13 protein-coding genes are annotated in these 19,391 nt (G+C 60.8%); 8 read left to right on the top strand and 5 right to left on the bottom strand.

What is annotated here, in order from left to right; genetic code table 11:
• Positions 1-133 precede the first annotated feature (133 nt).
• The 5 genes from AC3WJW_RS25520 (at position 134) to AC3WJW_RS25500 (ending at position 6,678) form a co-directional block, all read left to right on the top strand.
• Positions 134-3,625 carry a response regulator gene (locus AC3WJW_RS25520; RefSeq protein ID WP_493727889.1) on the top strand — a complete coding sequence of 1,164 codons (3,492 nt, stop codon included), beginning with the start codon at positions 134-136 and terminating at the stop codon, positions 3,623-3,625.
• Positions 3,625-4,458, top strand: coding sequence for a CheR family methyltransferase (locus AC3WJW_RS25515; RefSeq protein WP_493727888.1), 834 nt, complete (start codon positions 3,625-3,627; stop codon positions 4,456-4,458). The genes AC3WJW_RS25520 and AC3WJW_RS25515 overlap by 1 nt, the downstream gene beginning before the upstream one ends.
• Positions 4,455-5,048, top strand: coding sequence for a chemotaxis protein CheB (locus AC3WJW_RS25510; protein ID WP_493727887.1), 594 nt, complete (start codon positions 4,455-4,457; stop codon positions 5,046-5,048). The genes AC3WJW_RS25515 and AC3WJW_RS25510 overlap by 4 nt, the downstream gene beginning before the upstream one ends.
• The gene (locus AC3WJW_RS25505; RefSeq protein ID WP_102701662.1) at positions 5,042-6,223 is read left to right on the top strand and encodes a hybrid sensor histidine kinase/response regulator; all 1,182 of its coding nucleotides are present in this window, start codon (positions 5,042-5,044) and stop codon (positions 6,221-6,223) included. Before AC3WJW_RS25510 ends, AC3WJW_RS25505 begins: the two co-directional genes overlap by 7 nt.
• A 77-nt stretch (positions 6,224-6,300) precedes the next feature.
• Positions 6,301-6,678, top strand: a complete 378-nt coding sequence (locus tag AC3WJW_RS25500) for a response regulator (protein WP_007970583.1) — start codon at positions 6,301-6,303, stop codon at positions 6,676-6,678.
• A gap of 4 nt (positions 6,679-6,682) precedes the next feature.
• On the opposite strand, the gene AC3WJW_RS25495 is transcribed toward AC3WJW_RS25500, so the two are convergent.
• The 3 genes from AC3WJW_RS25495 to AC3WJW_RS25485 form a co-directional block, all read right to left on the bottom strand.
• Entirely contained in the window at positions 6,683-8,353 is a 1,671-nt protein-coding gene (locus AC3WJW_RS25495; protein ID WP_493727886.1) for a response regulator, read from the bottom strand.
• Positions 8,350-9,852 (bottom strand): ATPase domain-containing protein, encoded by a 1,503-nt coding sequence (locus AC3WJW_RS25490; RefSeq protein WP_493727885.1) that lies wholly within the window; start codon positions 9,850-9,852, stop codon positions 8,350-8,352. The genes AC3WJW_RS25495 and AC3WJW_RS25490 overlap by 4 nt, the downstream gene beginning before the upstream one ends.
• A gap of 191 nt (positions 9,853-10,043) precedes the next feature.
• Entirely contained in the window at positions 10,044-11,099 is a 1,056-nt protein-coding gene (locus tag AC3WJW_RS25485) for a tetratricopeptide repeat protein (protein WP_493727884.1), read from the bottom strand.
• A 215-nt stretch (positions 11,100-11,314) separates the two neighbouring features.
• Between AC3WJW_RS25485 and AC3WJW_RS25480 the strand changes: the two genes are divergently transcribed.
• Genes AC3WJW_RS25480 through AC3WJW_RS25470 form a run of 3 tightly spaced genes read left to right on the top strand, consistent with a single transcriptional unit; the run spans position 11,315 to position 14,595 of the window.
• Complete coding sequence (locus AC3WJW_RS25480) at positions 11,315-13,450, top strand: FUSC family protein (RefSeq protein WP_493727883.1); 2,136 nt, start codon at positions 11,315-11,317, stop codon at positions 13,448-13,450.
• Positions 13,440-13,640 carry a DUF1656 domain-containing protein gene (locus AC3WJW_RS25475; RefSeq protein WP_015095039.1) on the top strand — a complete coding sequence of 67 codons (201 nt, stop codon included), beginning with the start codon at positions 13,440-13,442 and terminating at the stop codon, positions 13,638-13,640. The genes AC3WJW_RS25480 and AC3WJW_RS25475 overlap by 11 nt, the downstream gene beginning before the upstream one ends.
• Before the next feature lie 4 nt (positions 13,641-13,644).
• Entirely contained in the window at positions 13,645-14,595 is a 951-nt protein-coding gene (locus AC3WJW_RS25470) for an HlyD family secretion protein (RefSeq protein ID WP_493727882.1), read from the top strand.
• A gap of 190 nt (positions 14,596-14,785) precedes the next feature.
• Here the strand turns inward: AC3WJW_RS25470 and AC3WJW_RS25465 are convergent, their stop codons facing one another.
• Both AC3WJW_RS25465 and AC3WJW_RS25460 read right to left on the bottom strand, forming a co-directional pair.
• Positions 14,786-16,207, bottom strand: coding sequence for an efflux transporter outer membrane subunit (locus AC3WJW_RS25465; protein ID WP_041474859.1), 1,422 nt, complete (start codon positions 16,205-16,207; stop codon positions 14,786-14,788).
• The gene (locus AC3WJW_RS25460; RefSeq protein ID WP_493727881.1) at positions 16,207-19,386 is read right to left on the bottom strand and encodes an efflux RND transporter permease subunit; all 3,180 of its coding nucleotides are present in this window, start codon (positions 19,384-19,386) and stop codon (positions 16,207-16,209) included. Before AC3WJW_RS25460 ends, AC3WJW_RS25465 begins: the two co-directional genes overlap by 1 nt.
• Positions 19,387-19,391: the final 5 nt, after the last annotated feature.

The following is a 19,391-nucleotide window of genomic DNA, read 5'->3' as shown; positions in this document are numbered from 1 at the left end:
AAGGATAACCCGCCGTTTAGCGTGGGCGCAGCGGAATGTAGGACTATGCGCGAAAACATGTCAGAAAAATGGATCAATGTGCCAGTTTTGGGGCAAACTCCTTGCATTCTGACAGTTCGACAAGGCCTGCCCCATGACCTCCGCGTCCTCGGTTGATGAGCAACGATTTCGTAAACTCCTGAGCCGCAACATCAGCCTGCCGTTGGGTCTGGGCCTTATCAGCGCGGTGTTCTTCGTTTCGCTGATCACCTATCTGCTGTCGACGATCCAGTGGGTGGAACACACCGACCGGGTGATCAATAACGCCAATGAAGCGGTCAAGCTGACCGTGGACCTGGAAACCGGGATGCGCGGTTTCCTGCTCAGTGGCGACGAGCATTTCCTCGATCCCTACGAAACCGCCAAGCCGCGGATTGCCGTGGCCCTCAACACCCTGCTCGAGCTGACCGCCGACAACCCGGTGCAGACCGACCGCTTGCTGCGGTTGCAGGCGTTGCAACAGGAGTGGGCCAGCTATGCGCAATCGATGATCGATTTGCAGCGCAGCAGCGGTGATTATCGCTCGGTGGTAAAGGCCGGGCGCGGTAAACGCCTGACCGATGAAATTCGCAAGCAGTTCGAGGAGGTGATCGACACCGAACAACAGTTGCGCACCACGCGCAATGATGAGGTGCGGCGCACCACGGTCTGGAGCATCAGCCTCTATCTGTTGTTCATCGCCGGCGTCAGTGGTTTGCTGGCGTATGTCGGGCGTCGCGATTTGCTCAGCCTTTCACAAAGCTACAGCGTCAATCTCGCAGCCCAGCAAGCCAGTGCCCAGCGCCTGGAGCAACAGGCCTGGCTGCGCAACGGCCAGACCGAGCTCGCCGAGCAGGTGCTGGGGCAGTTGAGCCTGAACCTGCTGGGTCGAAACATCCTGCAGTTTTGCGCGCAGTACCTCGGTACCGCCGTGGCGGCGATCTATGTTCGGGAAGACCACGGCGGTCTCAGACGCATCGCCAGCTACGGTTTTTCCCGCGAACAGGAAGAGCGCGATCAGCAGATTTACAGCGATGAAGGCATTGTCGGTCAGGTGGCGCAGCAGGCGCGGCTGATTCGCCTGGACGAGGTGCCGGGGGATTATTTCAAGGTCAGCTCCGGCCTCGGTGACGGATTGCCGCGCAGTGTGCTGGTGGTGCCGACCAGCGACGACGACCGGGTCAATGGCGTGATCGAGTTGGGTTTCCTGCGTCCGCTGGATGACCGCGATGTCGCGTTGCTGGAGTTGATTGCCGGCAACATCGGCACGTCCATCGAGGCCGCACGCTATCGCCAGCGCTTGCAGGAAGTGCTGGCTGAAACCCAGCAGCTCAATGAAGAGTTGCAGGTGCAGCAGGAAGAGCTCAAGACCGCCAACGAAGAGCTCGAAGAACAGTCGCGGGTGCTCAAGGAGTCCCAGGCGCACCTGGAAACCCAGCAGGTGGAGCTGGAGCAGACCAACGAACAACTCGCCGAGCAGGCAGAAGTGCTGGCCGAGCAACGCGACGCCATGGACCTGAAGAACTCCGAACTCAATCAGGCGCAGATCCAGCTCGAAGAGCGCGCGCTGGAATTGCAGCGTTCGAGCAAGTACAAGTCCGAATTCCTTGCCAACATGTCCCACGAGCTGCGCACGCCGCTCAACAGCTCGTTGATCCTGGCCAAGCTGCTGGCGGAAAACCCGGAAGAAAACCTCACGGCCGAGCAAGTGAAGTTCGCCGAGTCGATCTACTCCGCCGGCAATGACTTGCTCAACCTGATCAACGACATTCTGGACATTTCCAAAGTCGAGGCCGGCAAGCTGGAAATCCGTCCGGAGAACACCAGCGTGGCACGCCTGGTCGATGGCCTGCGCGGCCTGTTCCAGCCATTGGCCGCGGACAAGCAGCTGGATTTCCAGGTGGATTTGCTGGACGGCGCGCCGCCGATGCTGTTCACCGACCGCCAGCGCCTGGAGCAGGTGCTCAAGAACCTGTTGTCCAACGCCGTGAAGTTCACTGAAAGCGGCAGCGTCAGCCTGTCCGTCGCCGCGGCGCCAAATGACGGCATCGCGTTCAGCATCCGCGATTCCGGGATCGGCATCGAGGCGGATCAGCACGACAGCATTTTCGAAGCCTTCCGTCAGGCCGATGGCACCACCAATCGGCGTTACGGCGGCACCGGGCTGGGCTTGTCGATCTCCCGTGATCTGGCTGCGTTGCTCGGCGGTTCCATCAGCGTGACCAGCAAACCGGGGCAGGGCAGTGTGTTCACCCTGGTCTTGCCGCAGCAGTACGTGGAACCGGGCGAAGTGCCTGTCGAACCGATGCGGGCCGTTGCGGTGGCGGCTGCACCGGATGCAGTGCCGCCCACGTTGTCGCCATTGGTGGCCGAAGTCGACATTGCGCGTTTCGACGACGACCGCCACAAGGGGCCGTTCACCAGCCGCTGCATTCTGGTGGTGGAGGACGAGCCGAACTTTGCGCACATCCTCTACGACCTTGCCCATGAGCTGGGTTATCAATGCCTGGTGGCCCATGGCGCCGACGAAGGCTACGACCTGGCCAAGGCGTTCATCCCCGACGCGATCCTGCTGGACATGCGGCTTCCGGATCATTCCGGCCTGACCGTGCTGCAACGCCTGAAGGAACACGCCGAAACCCGGCACATCCCGGTGCATGTGATTTCGGTCGAAGACCGGGTCGAAGCGGCGATGCACATGGGCGCCATCGGCTATGCGGTCAAGCCCACCACCCGTGAGGAGCTCAAGGACGTATTTGCGCGCCTGGAGGCCAAGCTGACCCAGAAGGTCAAACGTGTGCTGCTGGTCGAGGACGACGACTTGCAGCGCGACAGCATTGCCCGCCTGATCGGCGACGATGACATAGAAATCACCGCCGTTGGCCTGGCGCAGGAGGCACTGGACCTGCTGCGCACGTCGGTCTTCGATTGCATGATCATCGACCTCAAGCTGCCTGACATGCTCGGCAACGACTTGCTCAAGCGCATGTCCACCGAAGACATCTGCTCCTTTCCGCCCGTCATTGTCTATACCGGGCGCAACCTGACCCGCGATGAAGAGGCTGAACTGCGCAAGTATTCGCGTTCGATCATCATCAAGGGCGCGCGCTCGCCGGAGCGGCTGCTGGACGAGGTGACACTTTTTCTGCACAAAGTCGAATCACGGTTGTCCCATGACCGGCAGAAGATGCTCAAGGTCGCCCGCAGTCGCGACCGCGTCTTCGAAGGCCGCAAGGTGCTGCTGGTGGATGATGATGTGCGCAACATTTTCGCCCTCACCAGCGCGCTGGAGCAAAAGGGCGCAGTCGTGGTCATTGGTCGCAACGGCCGGGAAGCGATTGAACGACTCAATGAAGTGGAGGACATCGATCTGGTGTTGATGGATGTGATGATGCCGGAGATGGATGGCTTTGAAGCCACCGTTGAAATCCGCAAGGTTCCGCGTTGGCGCAAATTGCCGATCATCGCGGTGACGGCCAAGGCCATGAAGGACGATCAGGAGCGCTGCCTGCAAGCCGGCGCCAACGATTACCTGGCCAAGCCCATCGACCTGGACCGCCTGTTTTCGCTGATTCGCGTGTGGTTACCGAAGATGGAACGCATCTAGTGGAGCGCCAATTATCCGTGGAGCGCAGCAGCGAAATCGAATTGCGCTTGTTGATCGAGGCGATTTACCTCAAGTACAGCTACGATTTTCGCGATTACTCCGGCGCGTCGATCAAGCGGCGGGTCAACCATGCCTTGAGTCAGTTCGAGTGCCAGACCATCTCGGCGTTGCAGGAAAAGGTCCTGCACGATCCGGCCGCTTTCATGCAATTGCTGCAATTGCTGACCATCCCGGTCAGCGAGATGTTTCGTGACCCCTCGCACTTCCTGGCCATCCGCAAGGAAGTGGTACCGCTGCTGCGAACCTACCCCTCGATCAAGATCTGGATCGCCGGATGCAGCACCGGGGAAGAGGTGTATTCGATGGCCATCCTGTTGCGCGAAGAGGGCTTGCTCGACCGTACCATCATCTACGCGACCGACATCAATCCGCGCTCTCTGGAAAAAGCCAAGCAAGGGATTTTCTCGATGGAGAACGTCCGCGCCTACACTGCTAATTACCAGCAGGCCGGTGGCCAGTGTTCGTTTGCCGACTACTATACGGCGGCCTATGGGTACGCGATTTTCGACAAGACACTGCGCGAGAACGTGACCTTCGCCGATCACAGCCTGGCGACGGACAGTGTGTTCTCCGAAACTCAATTAATTTCATGTCGTAACGTATTGATTTATTTCAATAAAAAACTCCAGGATCGAGCCTTCGGACTGTTTCATGAGTCCCTCTGCCATCGCGGATTCCTGGTGTTGGGCAGCAAGGAAACCCCGGATTTCTCGGCTTTTGGCGATGAATTCGAGCCGCTGGTCAAACAGGAACGGATCTATCGAAAAACATGAACAGTGCAACGAACCTGCCAGCTATCGAAGCGATCGTGATCGGTGCCTCCGCCGGTGGCGTCGAGGCGCTGTTGAACATCCTCGGCCCCCTGCGCGAAGGTTATGCGTTGCCGATCATTGTCGTGCTGCACCTGCCGGACGAACGCCGCAGCCAGTTGGCGGATGTGTTTGCCCGCCGGGTTGCCATGCCGGTGCTGGAGGCGTGCGACAAGACCGCGGTCGAGGCCGGCACGCTGTATTTCGCCGCGCCCGGTTATCACCTGTCGGTGGAGCGGGACCGCAGCTTTTCCCTGAGCCTGGAGCCTCGAGTGCATCATTCGCGACCCGCCATCGATTACCTGTTCGAGTCGGCTGCCGATGCCTATGGCACCGGGCTCGCTGCAGTCTTGCTCACAGGCGCCAACCGCGACGGCGCGCGCGGGCTGGCCCAGGTCAAACAGCGCGGTGGCATCACCATCGTGCAAGACCCGCAAGAAGCTCAGGTCGCCACCATGCCCCAGGCTGCGCTGGATATGCACCGGCCAGACCACATACTTTCAGTACGCGGCATCGGCCGTCTGCTTGTCGAGATGGAACGAATCGCATGCTGAGTAATATCCAGGCCAAACTGCTGATCGTGGACGATCTGCCGGAAAATCTGCTGGCGCTTGAAGCGCTGATCAAGCGTGAGGACCGGATTGTGTACAAGGCGCTGTCCGCCGACGAAGCCTTGTCACTGCTGTTGCAGCACGAATTCGCCATGGCCATCCTCGATGTGCAGATGCCGGGCATGAATGGCTTCGAGCTGGCCGAGTTGATGCGCGGCACCGAAAAAACCAAGAACATCCCGATCGTTTTCGTCAGCGCCGCCGGGCGTGAAATGAACTACGCCTTCAAGGGCTACGAAAGCGGTGCCGTGGACTTCCTGCACAAGCCGCTGGACATCCATGCGGTCAAGAGCAAGGTCAATGTGTTTGTCGACCTGTATCGCCAGAGCAAGGCGATGAAGGAGCAAGTGCTGGCCCTTGAGCAAAGCCGTCGCGAACAGGAAGCCCTGCTCGAGCAACTGCAGAACACCCAGCTGGAACTGCAGCAGGCGGTGCGCATGCGCGATGACTTCATGTCCATCGTCGCCCACGAAGTGCGTACGCCGCTCAACGGCCTGATCCTTGAAACCCAGCTGCGCAAGATGCACCTGGCCCGGGACAACGCCGCCGCCTTCACCCTGGACAAGATGCACGCCATGGTCGACCGCGACGAGCGGCAGATCAAAAGCCTCATTCGCTTGATCGAGGATATGCTCGATGTCTCGCGCATTCGCACCGGCAAGCTGTCGATCCGGCCGACACGGTTCGATCTTTCGACCCTGGTTCGCGATTTGCTGCACAACTTTTCCCGGCAGATCGACGCCGCCGAGACGTCGGTCACCCTCGATGCCGAGCAACCGGTAATCGGAAACTGGGATGAATTTCGTATTGAGCAGGTCATATCCAATCTGTTGACCAATGCCTTGCGCTACGGAGCCAAGAGCCCGGTCACGGTGAAGGTATACAGTGAAGGAGGCCAGGCGCTGGTAGACGTGCGCGACCAAGGGATCGGGATCAGCGAAGAAAACCAGACGCGCATATTCCAGCAGTTCGAGCGCGTATCGGCCAGGCAGGCCGTCGCCGGACTGGGCCTGGGATTGTTTATTTCAGAACAGATCGTGACCGCCCATGGCGGTACAATCACCGTCCAGAGCCGGATTGGCGAGGGCGCCTTGTTTCGCGTTTGTCTGCCGCTTTAGGAAAACAGCCAGATAAACGCAACCTCTGATCGACCCCACGGTCGTATCAGCAGCAATTGACCGAACAAAGGCTTCCCATGAGCGAAGATGCACAAGACGTAGTACTCGTTGTCGAGGACGATCCCTCGATTCTGATGGTGCTGTCCGCTTATCTGTCGGGCGAGGGTTATCGCGTATTGCAGGCCGAAAACGGCGAACAGGCGTTTGAAATCCTGGCAAGCAAACCCCACCTGGACATGATGATCACCGACTTCCGCCTGCCCGGTGGAATCTCCGGCGTGCAGATCGCCGAACCCGCCGTGAAGCTGCGACCGGAACTCAAGGTGATCTTCATCAGCGGCTATGCCCAGGAAATCCGTGAGACCGACAGCCCGATCACGCGCAAGGCGCCGATCCTGGACAAACCATTCGATCTGGATAAATTGCAGGAACTGATGCAGGACATGCTTTCGTAAGCATTCAGGCGCTGATCATCTCCCGCACCTTCGCCGTCAACAGGTCGAAGGTGAACGGCTTGGTGATCATCTGCATGCCCGGATCGAGGAACCCGCCGCGCACGGCGGCGTGCTCGGCGTAGCCGGTGATGAACAGTACCCTGAGATCAGGCCGCAGTTGCCGGCCGATTTCCGCCAGTTGCCGGCCATTCATGCCGGGCAGGCCGACATCGCTGATCAGCAGGTCGATGCGCTGAGCCGAATCGAGTATCGGCATCGCGCTATCGCCATCACAGGCTTCGACGAAGGCATAACCCAGATCGCTCAACACCGTGCTGACCAGCACCCGCACCGCCGGATCGTCCTCGACGATCAATACCGTCTCGCCATTGTTGGCGAAGGGCGAGTGTCCGACATTGACCGGATGCTCCTGAGGCAGGTCCCCCCCAAAGCGTGGCAGAAACAGGCTCACCGTGGTGCCTTCGCCCACGACGCTGTGGATGACGACATGACCGCCTGACTGCTTGCTGAATCCATAGATCATGGACAAGCCCAGCCCGGTGCCCTGGCCGATGGGCTTGGTGGTGAAGAACGGGTCGAAGGCGCGGTTGACGATGCTTTGCGCCATGCCGCAACCGGTGTCGGTGACGCTGAGCACCACGTAATCACCGGCATCGAGATTGCTCTGGGACTGGGCAAAGTCCTCGTCAAGGTGCCGGTTCGAGGTAGAGACCACCAGCCTGCCGCCATTGGGCATGGCGTCGCGGGCGTTGATCACCAGGTTGAGCAGGGCGCTTTCCAGTTGATTGGGGTCGGCTTCGGCCACCCACAGTTGCTCATCGAGTTGCATGTCCAGGCGAATGCTTTCGTTGATGCTGCGTTGCAGCAGTTCATCCATGGAGATCACCAGGGCGTTCATCTCCACGGGTTTGGAGTCCAGCGACTGGCGGCGGGAAAACGCCAGCAGGCGGTGAGTCAGGGCCGCCGCGCGGTTGGCCGAGGTCACCCCCAGGTCGATCAGGCTGTCCAGATCTTCGGTACGCCCCCGGGCCAGGCGTCGACGCAACAATTCCAGGCTGCCGATGATGCCGGTCAGCATGTTGTTGAAGTCATGGGCGATGCCGCCGGTGAGCTGGCCGACGGCTTCCATTTTCTGCGACTGGCGCAACGCCTCTTCGTTGTGACGCAGTTGCGCGGTGCGCTCTTCCACCTGCTGCTCAAGGGTTTCGAGGGTGTTTTGCAGGCGCAATTCACTTTGGCTCAGGTCGATCAGCCGATCCCTGGCCTCGTACTGTCGTCGCCGTCCGCGCAAGGCGGTGGTGACCAGACTGATCAGTGTGATCGGGTGAAAGGGCCGTTCGAGGAAGGTGACATTGCCCAATTGCGGGCCGAAACGGGATGCCGGATTCTGTTGCGGGCCACCATGGTGCGTCATCAACACGATCGGCAGGTCCGACCACGCGGGCTGCTGTTCAATCAGCCGGATCAGCGGTTCGAGATCACTGCCCAGCAGCGCTTCGCTGGAAATCAGCAGCAGGCCGGCACCGAGTTCCAACTCGGCGCACAGTCCGGGCAGGTCCTGGCTGATCACCCCGTGAAACCCGGCTTCGTTGAGCATCATCAAGGCAATCTGGCTGTCACGCCCTCGCGGCGCAAGGATGAGGGTGCGCTCGGGTGTCGCCAGCACCGTAGTCACCGGATATCTTCCGCAAGCAAGGGGTTGCTGGCCCCGAGATAGGTGGGCACCCCGCGCAGTACGCCCTGGAAGGCTTCCAGCGGTTCACCGATGGTCATGCCCTGGGCGCTGATGCGGTATTCACGGATGGTCGATTCATGGCTGCCGGTGCGTTTCTTGATGATCGAAATGGCCCGGCGTACCTTGCCCAGGGCCTCGAAGTAACGCAGCAGGATCACCGTATCGGCCAGGTAGGTGATGTCGACCGGGGCCTGCATGTCGCCGACCAGGCCATGCTGGGCAACCGTCATGAAGGTCGCGGCGCCTTTTCGATTGAGGTACAGCAACAACTCGTGCATGTGCAGCACCAGGGCGTTCTCTTCCGGCATTGCCGCCTGATAGCCATTGATGCTGTCGATCACCACGGTTTTGATATTGCCTTCGTCGACACAGCGCCGGACCCGGTGGGAGAACTCGCCGGGAGACAGTTCGGCGGCGTCCACCTGTTCGACCAGCAAATTGCCGCTGTCTTGCAGGGCCTGCAAATCGATACCGATGTTCTTCATGCGCTCGTACAGCAACCCCAGCTCTTCATCGAAGATGAACAACGCGGCTTTTTCACCCCGGGCCACCGCCGCGGCGGCGAACACCATGGAGATCAGCGATTTGCCGGTCCCGGCCGGACCGAGAATCAAGGTGCTGGACCCGGTTTCGATACCGCCGCCCAGCAGCGCATCCATTTCCCGGATGCCACTGGTCAATTGCTGGCGCAGGTATTGGCCGCGATGTTCGGCGGCCACCAGACGCGGAAATACATGCACGCCGTCGCTGGCGATGGTGAAGTCATGAAAGCCGCCCCGGTATTTCTGGCCGCGGTACTTCACCACGCGCACACGCCGTCGCTCGGCACCGTAATTGGGCGTCAACTCTTCCAGGCGAATCACGCCGTGGGCGACGCTGTGCACGGTCTTGTCCAGTGACTCGGTGGTCAGGTCGTCGAGCAGCAAGACCGTGGCGTCATAACGCACGAAATAATGTTTGATGGCGAGAATCTGCCGGCGATAGCGCAGCGAGCTTTGTGCCAGCAGACGAATTTCGGAAAGGCTGTCCAGGACGACGCGGGTCGGTTTGACCCGTTCGACCACTTCGAAAATCTGGCGGGTGGCCTCGCCCAGTTCAAGGTCGGAGGAATAAAGCAGCGTCTGCTGCTGTTCGGCATTGAGCAGGTTTTCCGGAGGCGTCAGCTCGAAGATGTGGACGTTGTCGTCCATCTCCCAACCATGGGACAAGGCCCCCTGGCGCAGTTCGCGTTCGGTTTCAGACAGCGTGATGTACAACGAGCGCTCGCCGGCTTGCGCGCCGGCCAACAGGAAGTGCAGCGCCACGGTGGTCTTGCCGGTTCCCGGCTCGCCTTCCAGTAGAAACACATGACCGCGGGACAGTCCTCCATCGAGGATATCGTCCAGGCCTTCGATACCGGTGGCCGCCTTGGTACTGTTCAATTCGTTGGTTAGAGACAAATAAGTGTCCTCTCATGGCCAGGAGCAATGAGGCAGCCACTTCGAAGTGCCGCAACGGGCTGCCTTTTCACTTGACCCCTGGCCCGGGCGAGCGTTCAACCTTTTTAACGCAAAAGATCGCAGCCTTCGGCAGCTCCTACAGAGTGACGTATTCACATGTAGGAGCTGCCGAAGGCTGCGATCTTTTGCTTCTAGAGCCCCTGCTGCAACGACGGATCATCAGGGTTCATCTGTTCGAGCTGGGCCGTCAGGATCTGCACGTTTTGCAGCTGCCCGCTTTCCTTCCAGTAGTTGATCAGCAGCACCCGTGCCTTGCGATCGTTCGGATGGCGCTGAACGATTTCCTGCAACTGAATCTGCGCCGCTTCGAGTTCCTGCTCACCGCGCAGCGTGGTGGCCAGATCGTAGCGGTAATCCCGGTTATCGGGCTCAAGCTCGACGGCCTTGGACAGGCCGAGCAGGGCGAATTCGCTTTGGTCGTGATGCAGTAGCCAGAGCCCCAGGGCATGTTGCAGATAGGCCGAGTTGGGCTGTGCCTGCAGTTGCCTGGCCAATAGCTGCCGGGCAGCGTCGTTCTGGCCCTGCTTGTCCAGCACTTCGATTTGCAGCACCAGCGCCGGCAGATTGTCCGGCGCCAGGCGCAGGGTGTTGTCCAGCGCCTGTTGCGCTTGCTTGAGTTCGGCGTTGTGCAGGTGCAGGCGGGCCAGCTGGTATTGGTTTTCGGCGCTTTGCGGTTCGCTCTTGAGCACCAGCTCCCAGGCATCGATGGCTTGCTCCAGCGGCCCGAAATACAAGCCGAGTTCATCCGGGGACAACCCCAGCAGCGCATTGATTGCCGCCAGTCGCACGTTCTGTTCGCCGTCATCGAGCAATGGCCCCAGCAAAAGACTGCGCTGGCCGTTCGGTACCAGGGCGCTGATGCTCCTGATCGCGGCGATGCGCACTTCGGGCGACTCGTTCTGCAGGTCGGCATCCGCCAGTTTCAGGGCCACCGAGCTTGGATAATTGGGCAGCTCGGCATGCAGCCAGACACGGCGCTTGGGGGACAGGTCCGGACGCCCCAACTGCTGATAGAGCACCCGCGCGGCACCGGGTTGACCACCCCGGGCCGCTGCCAGCGCTTCGCTGTAACCGTGCTTGATGGCTTCGGGAACCACCGGGGTGGTATCGCGTAGGGAAAACCATGCAAGGCCGATGACGAGCAGGGCGAAGAGGCTGATAAACAGATAGCGGCGGGACTGGGGCATGCAGGAATCCGGAAGCTGGCGAACTTTTGCAAAGACGCCAGCTTCGGTCAGGCCAGGCCTTGAGTCAAACCTTGACGACGTTCACTGACGATTCAAACCGCGGAAAAGCCCTCCCGCCGGCAATCAACGGGCCTGCAAGCGGCGTCGCCAGCAAAACCTCTCGAGGCACCGCCACAGTGACTACGCTTGCTGGAGGTGTGTCGACGGGTGTTCCCATGCAAGCGTTGTTGCAGTACTTCAAGGCCATGCTCAACCCCGGGCCCGGGGTGTTGCTGTTTGCCCTGCGAACCATCGCGGCGGGGCTATTGACCCTGTACCTGGCGTTTTTGTTCGATCTGGACCAGCCCAAGTGGTCGATCATGGCCGTGGTCATCATCAGCCAGCCACTGGGTGGCATGGTGCTGGCCCGCAGTTTTGGCCAGGTGATCGGCACCACGTCGGGCGCGGCCGTGGCGGTGTTGATCATGGCGATCTTTCCCCAGGCTCCGCTGCCGTTCATCACTACCCTGGCATTGTGGCTGGCGCTGTGCACCGCTGGTGGCACGCTGTTGCGCTACACCAGTTCCGGGGCATTCGTGCTCAGTGGCTACACTGCCGTGGTCATCGCGTTGCTGGCGATTCCCAATCAGGATGGCACCTTTTTGCTGGCGGTGACGCGCCTCACCGAAACCTTGCTGGCCGTCGCCTGCGTGTGCGTGGTCAGCCTGCTCACCGCCAGGCCGGAAACCGTGGCCCGTGACTACTTCGCCCGGATCGACCAGATCACCCGGTTGCTGGCCACCCATGCCAGCGCCGTCCTGCGGACCGAAGAGAGCGAAGCCGATTTCCAGCAGCGGCAAATGCAGCTGTTGGGCCAGATCAGCGGTCTGGAGGGTGTACGTCGGCACATGTACTTCGATGCGCCGCGGTTGCGCAGTGCCAACGGCCTGGTGCAACTATTGGGCAACGAACTGGTGTTGTTGACAGCGCGGCTGACAGCCCTGCGCCACCAGCGGCTGTTGTTGACCGAGCGCTGGGAGGGCGAGTTGCCCGAGGAAATTCAACGGATACGCGCCGAAGAACTGGCCTTTCTCGATGAGCTGGCGCGGGAGGGGCGTTCGCTGTCCAGTGAACAGCGCCATCATTTCACGTCGTTGCAACAACGCTTCGATGAGCTGGCCTACAGAGCCGAACAATTGACCGAGCCGTTGCCGGCCACCTTGCGCTCGCTGGCCTGGTCGTTGCGCTGGGAACAGGCGCGTCTGCTGCAACAGCTGGAGCAGATTCTGGAATTGAGCGATGCAATCCAGAGTGGGCGACCCGCCAGCAGTGTGTTTCGCGGGCGGGAAAACCCGTTGCATCTGGACTTTACCCTGGCGACCATGAATGCCGTCCGGGCTTTTTCCGCGCTGTTGATTGCCGGCCTGATCTGGATCGAAACCGGCTGGGACGGCGCGCGAGGCGGAATGGTGCTGGTGGGAGTCCTTTGCTCGTTGATGTCGACGTTTCCACGGCCGCTGCTGGCCGTTCAAAGCTATGCGAGGGGATTCGGGCTGGCATTGGTGGTCTCGGCGCTCCTGCAGTTCATGTTCGTGCCGATGATCAGCAATTTCGAGATGCTTGCCTTGCTGTTGGCGCCCTTGCTCTATGCCGTTGCGGTGGGGCTGGCCAGTCCGGCCACGACAGGCACCGGCATTGGTCTGGGGCTCACGACCTTTCTGCTGCTCGGCCCGTTGAACGTGGGGATCGGTCAAAACACCGCGATCCAGTGGTTCGAATTTGCCGGGGCCTATACCTGCGCGACCGTGCTGGCGTTGAGCGTCTATGCGCTGATCTTTCCGTTCAGGCCGGATTTGCGCATGAGGCGGCTCCATAAAGAGAACTGCGAGCAGGTGTATGCCTTGCTGAAAACCGCGCCGACCGATGAACAGCAGTTTGCTTTCGAGAGCCGCATGGTTGATCGCCTGACCATGATGCTGGGGCTGCTGCCGGCAACGCAGGAGCCACAATCCCATGAGCGCTTTCAAGTCAGCCTGGCCTGCATGGCGCTGGGGATTGCCATGAACCAGCTCAGGCAGCAGGGGCAGAACAACGCACTGTTGAGTCCGGATCTGCAAAATCGCCTGTTTTCCACCGTCCGGGAAACGGGCAGGCTGGTCGCCGGCCGGCCCGGCGTCGAAGTGACACGAGTGCTCGATAGCCTGCATGCCCTGGGCGACGAACTGGATGCCCTGCATACCGATGTCCATGAGCGCCTGTGGTCGGTGTTCCGTATGCGCGTGGCGCTGTTGATCGTGGTGTCGTTCGTCGAGCGATATCGCGGCTACTTTCAACCCTCCGGCATTGAAGGAGACCCTGTCCTTGCCCATTGATCTGGAAGTGGGTGGCGCCTATCTGCCCCCGATTGCCCAGGCGTTGCTGCTGGGTTTGCCGATTTTCCTGCTGCTGGACTGGGTGCTGCGGCGCCTCGGGGTGCTGCAGTTCGTCTGGCATGAGGCCTTGTTCGAAGGCGCGTTGTACGTCTGCGTCTGCGCCACCTTGATACTGGTGATGGGAGTCTGATGCCTTGAAGAACATCCTTCCCCGACTCACGACGCTGGCGGTGGTACTGCTGGCCTTGATCCTGGGCTGGTTCGCCTGGGAGCATTACACCCGCGCCCCCTGGACCCGGGATGCCCGGGTGCGTGCCGATGTGGTGACCCTGTCCGCCGATGTCTCGGGGCGAATCGTCAGCCTGGCCGTGCAGGACAACCAACATGTGAACAAGGGCCAGGCGCTGCTGGAGATCGATCCGGCGCGTTACACACTGGCGGTGGAGCATGCCAAGCGTGCCGTCGAGGTGTCGAAAGCTTCGCTCGGGCAGGCCCAGGCGTCCATTACCGCCAGCGAGGCCTTGCTCAAACAGCGTCAGAGCGAAGAGCAACGGCGGCGCACGCTCAAGGATCGTTCGGCGATTTCCGGCGAAGAGTGGGAAAAAGCCAACACCGATGTGTCGGTGGCCCAGGCTGATCTGCTGCGAAATCAGGCCAACCTGGTGTTGGCCCAGGCCAACGTGCAACTGGCCATCGCGGCCTTGACCCAATCGGAGCTCGATCTGCAGCGTACCCACGTCGTCTCGCCGGTGACCGGCTTTGTCACCAATCTGCTGACCCGGGAGGGCGACTATGCCTCGGCCGGTGGTCCGTTGCTGGCGCTGGTGGACAGCGATTCGTTCTATGTCAGCGGTTACTTTGAAGAAACCAAGTTGCCGCGGATCGGCGAGGGTGACCGGGTCAGGATCGAGTTGATGAGTGGCGAAACCTTCGGCGGCAAAGTGCAGAGCATTGCCTTTGCCATTGCCGACCGGGAAAACCTGCCGGGCGGTCGCCTGTTGGCCAACATCAATCCCAGTTACACCTGGATCAAACTGGCGCAGAGGGTGCCAGTGCGGATCGAGATCGATGCCGACTATGCCGGTAAAGACAAACTCAGGGCGGGGACCACGGCCACCGTAACCGTCCAGGAAACCCACCGCTAAACCCTGTAGGAGCTGCCGAAGGCTGCGATCTTTTGATCTTGATCTTCGCAAAAGGTCAAAAGATCGCAGCCTTCGGCAGCTCCTACAAGGATTTGTGCTTCGGGCAAAAAAAGCCCCGCGACCGAATGAGACGCAGGGCAAAGGAATTGGTTGGTTGCGGCCAACCAAAGGAGCGCTTTAAAACATCGGGTTAATTGCTGGCGACCGTCTCGGGCTGCCAGCCGCCACCGAGGGCCTTGTAGATCGCGACGATGCCGCGATACAGGTCGACTTCAGCCTGGGCCTGGGTGTCCTCGGCCGCCAGGCGTTCACGCTGGGCGTCGAGCAGCACGAGGAAATCGGCGGTGCCTTCGCGGTAGCGAATCTCGGCGAGATCGGCTGCGGAACGACTGGACTCGCTCTGGCGAATCAGCGAAATCAGGCGCTGTTGGCGTTTGCCGTAGTCGCTGAAGGCGTTTTCCGATTCTTCCAGGGCCAGCAACACTTGCTGCTCGTAAGTCGCCAGGGCGCCTTCGGCATCGGCGTCGGCGGCGCGCAAACGGGCGCGCACGCTGCCCAGGTCAAACGCTGCCCAGGTGATGCTCGGGCCGAGCGCCCAGGCGTTGGCCGCCGAGGAACCGATTTGCGAACCACGCCCGGCGGTGAAACCAAGGAAGCCGCTGAGACTGACTTGCGGGAACAGGTCGGCCTTGGCCACGCCGATCCGCGCCGTGGCCGACGCCAATTGGCGCTCGGCACTGCGAATGTCCGGGCGACGTTGCAGCAGTTCACCCGGATTACCGATCGGCAAGGCCTTGGCAATCGCCGGCAAGTCTTTCGGGCTCAAGTCCACGGTCAACTTGTCCGGACGCTCGCCCAGCAGCGTGGCGATACGGTTCTTCTCCCGAACCTGCTCGGCTTGCAATTGCGGCACGCTGGCCTCGACCGACGCCAGGCGGGCATCGGCACGTTCCACATCGAGCTGATCGCCGACGCCGGCATCCCGCAGGTTGATGGTGATCTTGCGCGACTCCTGCTGGTTCTCCAGGTTGGCCAGGGCGATCTTTTCCCGCAGTTGCGCGCCGCGCAGTTGACCGTAGGCATCCACCAGTTCGGCAATCATGCTCACCTGCAGCTGGTACAGATCGGCTTCAAGCGACTGTTGCTCGGCATTCGCCGATTCCAGGTTGCGCTGGATACGGCCAAACAGATCGATCTCCCAGGCCATGTCCAGGCCCAGGTCGTAGCGTTCGCTGTTGACCCGGTCGGTGGTCTGGCCCGGAATCTGCCCCTTGCCCAAGTCACTGCTGACACGGCTGGTGACGACCGGCAAGTTGTCGTTACTGATGTCATCGCGGATGGCCCGTGCGGCTTTCCAGCGGGCAAAAGCGACGCGCAAATCACGGTTGCCCTTGAGTGATTGCGTCACCAACTGATTGAGGGTCGGGTCTTCGAACTGCTGCCACCAGATGCCTTCGAAACGCGAACGGTCAAAGTTCTTCTGGCCGGCGGCGCCATCGGTGGCGGCCGTGATGTTGGCCGCCTCGGTGTTGGGCGTCTGGTAATCCGGACCCACGGCACAGGCACTCAAGGCCAGCACCAGCAGGCTCGGCAGGAAGGCTTTCAAACTCATCAGTGCGACTCCAGCTTCAGGGCGACCTTGGCGGCTTTGCGCGCCTGGCCACGCTCGACAAAGTTACGAATCAATACGTAGAACACTGGCGTCAGCAACAGACCGAAGAAGGTCACCCCGAGCATCCCGGAGAACACCGCCACACCCATGGCGTGACGCATTTCGGCACCGGCACCGCTGGAGAACACCAACGGCACAACACCCATGATGAACGCGAAGGAGGTCATCAGGATCGGCCGCAGACGCAGACGGCAAGCTTCCAGTACCGCGGCCAGCGGGTTGAGGCCCTCCAGCTGTTTGTCCTTGGCGAACTCGACGATCAGGATCGCGTTCTTGCACGCCAGGCCCACCAGTACGATCAGGCCGATCTGGGTGAAGATGTTGTTGTCACCGCCGGAGGCGATCACACCGGTGATGGCCGACAGCAGGGTCATCGGTACGATCAGGATCACCGCCAGTGGCAGGCTCCAGCTTTCGTACTGGGCCGCCAATACCAGGAACGCCAGCAGGACGCAGAGCGGGAACACGAACAGCGCGGTGTTGCCGGACAGAATCTGCTGGTAGGTCAGGTCGGTCCATTCGTAGGTCATGCCGTTCGGCAGTTCTTCCTTGAGCAGTTTCTCGATGGCTTTTTCGGCCTGGCCGGAGCTGTAGCCGGGGGCTGCCGCACCGTTGATTTCAGCGGTGATGAAGCCGTTGTAGTGCATCACGCGGTCGGGGCCCGAGGTGTCGCTGACCTTGATGAAGGTCGCCAGCGGGATCATCTCGCCTTTGTTGTTACGCACTTTCAATTGGCCGATCTGGTCGGATTCGAGGCGGAACTGCTGTTCAGCCTGAACGTTGACCTGATAGGTGCGCCCGAAGCGGTTGAAGTCGTTGGCATACAGCGAACCCAGGTAGATCTGCAGGGTGTCGAAGATGTCGCTGACGGCGACGCCGTGGGTCTTGGCCTTTTCCCGGTCGATGGCGGCATCGACCTGCGGCACGTTGACCGTGTAGCTGGTGAACAGGCCGGCCAGTTCCGGCACGCTATGGCTCTTGGCGATGATGTTCATGGTTTCCTTGTACAGCTCTTCATAGCCCAGGTTGCCCCGGTCTTCGATCTGCAGGCGGAAACCACCAATGGTGCCCAGGCCTTGCACCGGCGGCGGCGGGAAGATCGCCATGTAAGCTTCCTGGATGTTCGCGTACTGGCCGTTCAAGGCACCGGCAATCGCACCGGCGGACATGCTCGGGTCTTTACGTTCGTCGAACGGTTTGAGGGTCACGAACACGATGCCGGCGTTCGGGCTGTTGGTGAAACCGTTGATCGACAGGCCAGGGAAGGCCACCGCGCTTTCCACGCCAGGCTGCTTCAGCGCCAGGTCGGACATGCGCTTGATTACGTCTTCGGTGCGGTCCAGGCTCGAGGCATCCGGCAATTGCGCGAAGGCCACCAGGTATTGCTTGTCCTGGCCGGGTACGAAACCGGTCGGGGTGCTGGAGAAACCGAAGAAGGTCAGGACCATCAGGCCGGCGTACAGCAGCAGGGCGATGCCGCTTGAGCGGATCACACGGGCAACGGTGCCGACATAACCATGGCTGGCCTTTTCAAAGAAACGGTTGAATGGACGGAACAGCCAGCCGCCAAACATCTTGTCCAGCACCCTGGAGAAACGGTCTTTCGGTGCGTCATGGCCCTTGAGCAACACAGCAGCCAGCGCCGGCGACAGGGTCAGGGAGTTGAAGGCCGAGATCACCGTGGAAATCGCAATGGTCAGGGCAAACTGCTTGTAGAACTGCCCGGTCAGCCCGGAGATGAACGCCGCCGGAACGAACACCGCACACAGCACCAGCGCCGTGGCAATGATCGGGCCGGTCACTTCACGCATGGCGCGTTTGGTGGCTTCCACCGGGGTCAATCCGAGTTCGATGTTCCGTTCGACGTTCTCCACCACCACGATGGCGTCGTCGACCACGATACCGATGGCCAATACCAGGCCGAACAGCGACAGGGCGTTTAGCGAGAAGCCGAACAGGTGCATCACGGCAAAGGTACCGATCAGCGAAACCGGCACGGCCACCAGCGGAATGATCGAGGCGCGCCAGGTCTGCAGGAACAGGATCACCACCAGTACCACGAGGATCAGTGCTTCGAAGAGGGTGTGAACCACCGCCTCGATGGAGCCGCGCACGAAGATCGTCGGGTCATAGACGATGCTGAAGTCCATGCCTTCGGGGAAGCTCTTCTTCAGTTCGGCCATTTTCGCCCGGACTTCGTTGGAGATCTCGATGGCGTTGGAGCCTGGGCGCTGGAAGATCGGGATCGCCACCGCCGGCTGATTGTTCAGCAGCGAACGCAGGGCGTACTGGCTGGAACCCAGCTCGACGCGAGCGATGTCCTTGAGACGGGTGATTTCACCGTTTTCGCCAGAGCGAATGATGATGTTCTCGAACTCTTCCTCACTGACCAGACGGCCCTGCGTGTTGACCGACAGCTGGAAGCTTTGCGCATTCGGGGCAGGGGGAGCGCCCAATGCACCGGCGGCCACCTGGCGGTTCTGCTCACGAATGGCGGTGACCACGTCAGTGGCGGTCAGGTTGCGCGAAGCGGTCTTGTTCGGGTCGAGCCAGACCCGCAGCGAGTAGTCGCCCATGCCAAACAGTTGTACGTCACCGACACCGCCCAACCGCGCCAGCTCATCCTTGATGTTGAGGATCGCGTAGTTGGACAGGTAGAGCATGTCGTAGCGTTTGTCCGGCGAGGTCAAGTGCACCACCATCGTCAGGTCGGGCGATGCCTTGTCCACGGTGATACCGATGCGCGTCACTTCCTCGGGAAGTTTCGGTTCGGTCCGGGTCACACGGTTCTGCACCTGCACCTGCGCGTTGTCCAGATCGGTACCCAGGGCAAAGGTGATGGTCAGGGTGATCTTGCCGTCGGCGGTCGACTGCGAGGACATGTACAGCATGTTCTCGACGCCGGTGATGGCTTGCTCCAGCGGAGCGGCCACGGTTTCACCGATGACCTTGGGGTTGGCACCGGGGAAGTTGGCGCGCACCACCACGGTCGGCGGCACGACTTCCGGGTATTCGCTGATCGGCAACTGGAACAGCGAGATCGCACCGGCGATCAGGATCAGCAGCGACAGCACCGCTGCGAAGATCGGCCGCGAAATGAAGAATTGGGAAAAATTCATCGTAA

The organism is Pseudomonas sp. GW821-FHT07G06, from assembly GCF_058986625.1.
This window is presented reverse-complemented; position numbering and strand designations above follow the sequence as displayed.

Coding starts and splice junctions, on each gene's coding strand:
- AC3WJW_RS25520 (WP_493727889.1), top strand. CDS start 134: ATGACCTCCGCGTCCTCGGTTGATGAGCAACGATTTCGTAAACTCCTG.
- AC3WJW_RS25510 (WP_493727887.1), top strand. CDS start 4,455: ATGAACAGTGCAACGAACCTGCCAGCTATCGAAGCGATCGTGATCGGT.
- AC3WJW_RS25505 (WP_102701662.1), top strand. CDS start 5,042: ATGCTGAGTAATATCCAGGCCAAACTGCTGATCGTGGACGATCTGCCG.
- AC3WJW_RS25500 (WP_007970583.1), top strand. CDS start 6,301: ATGAGCGAAGATGCACAAGACGTAGTACTCGTTGTCGAGGACGATCCC.
- AC3WJW_RS25485 (WP_493727884.1), bottom strand. CDS start 11,099: ATGCCCCAGTCCCGCCGCTATCTGTTTATCAGCCTCTTCGCCCTGCTC.
- AC3WJW_RS25480 (WP_493727883.1), top strand. CDS start 11,315: ATGCAAGCGTTGTTGCAGTACTTCAAGGCCATGCTCAACCCCGGGCCC.
- AC3WJW_RS25465 (WP_041474859.1), bottom strand. CDS start 16,207: ATGAGTTTGAAAGCCTTCCTGCCGAGCCTGCTGGTGCTGGCCTTGAGT.
- AC3WJW_RS25460 (WP_493727881.1), bottom strand. CDS start 19,386: ATGAATTTTTCCCAATTCTTCATTTCGCGGCCGATCTTCGCAGCGGTG.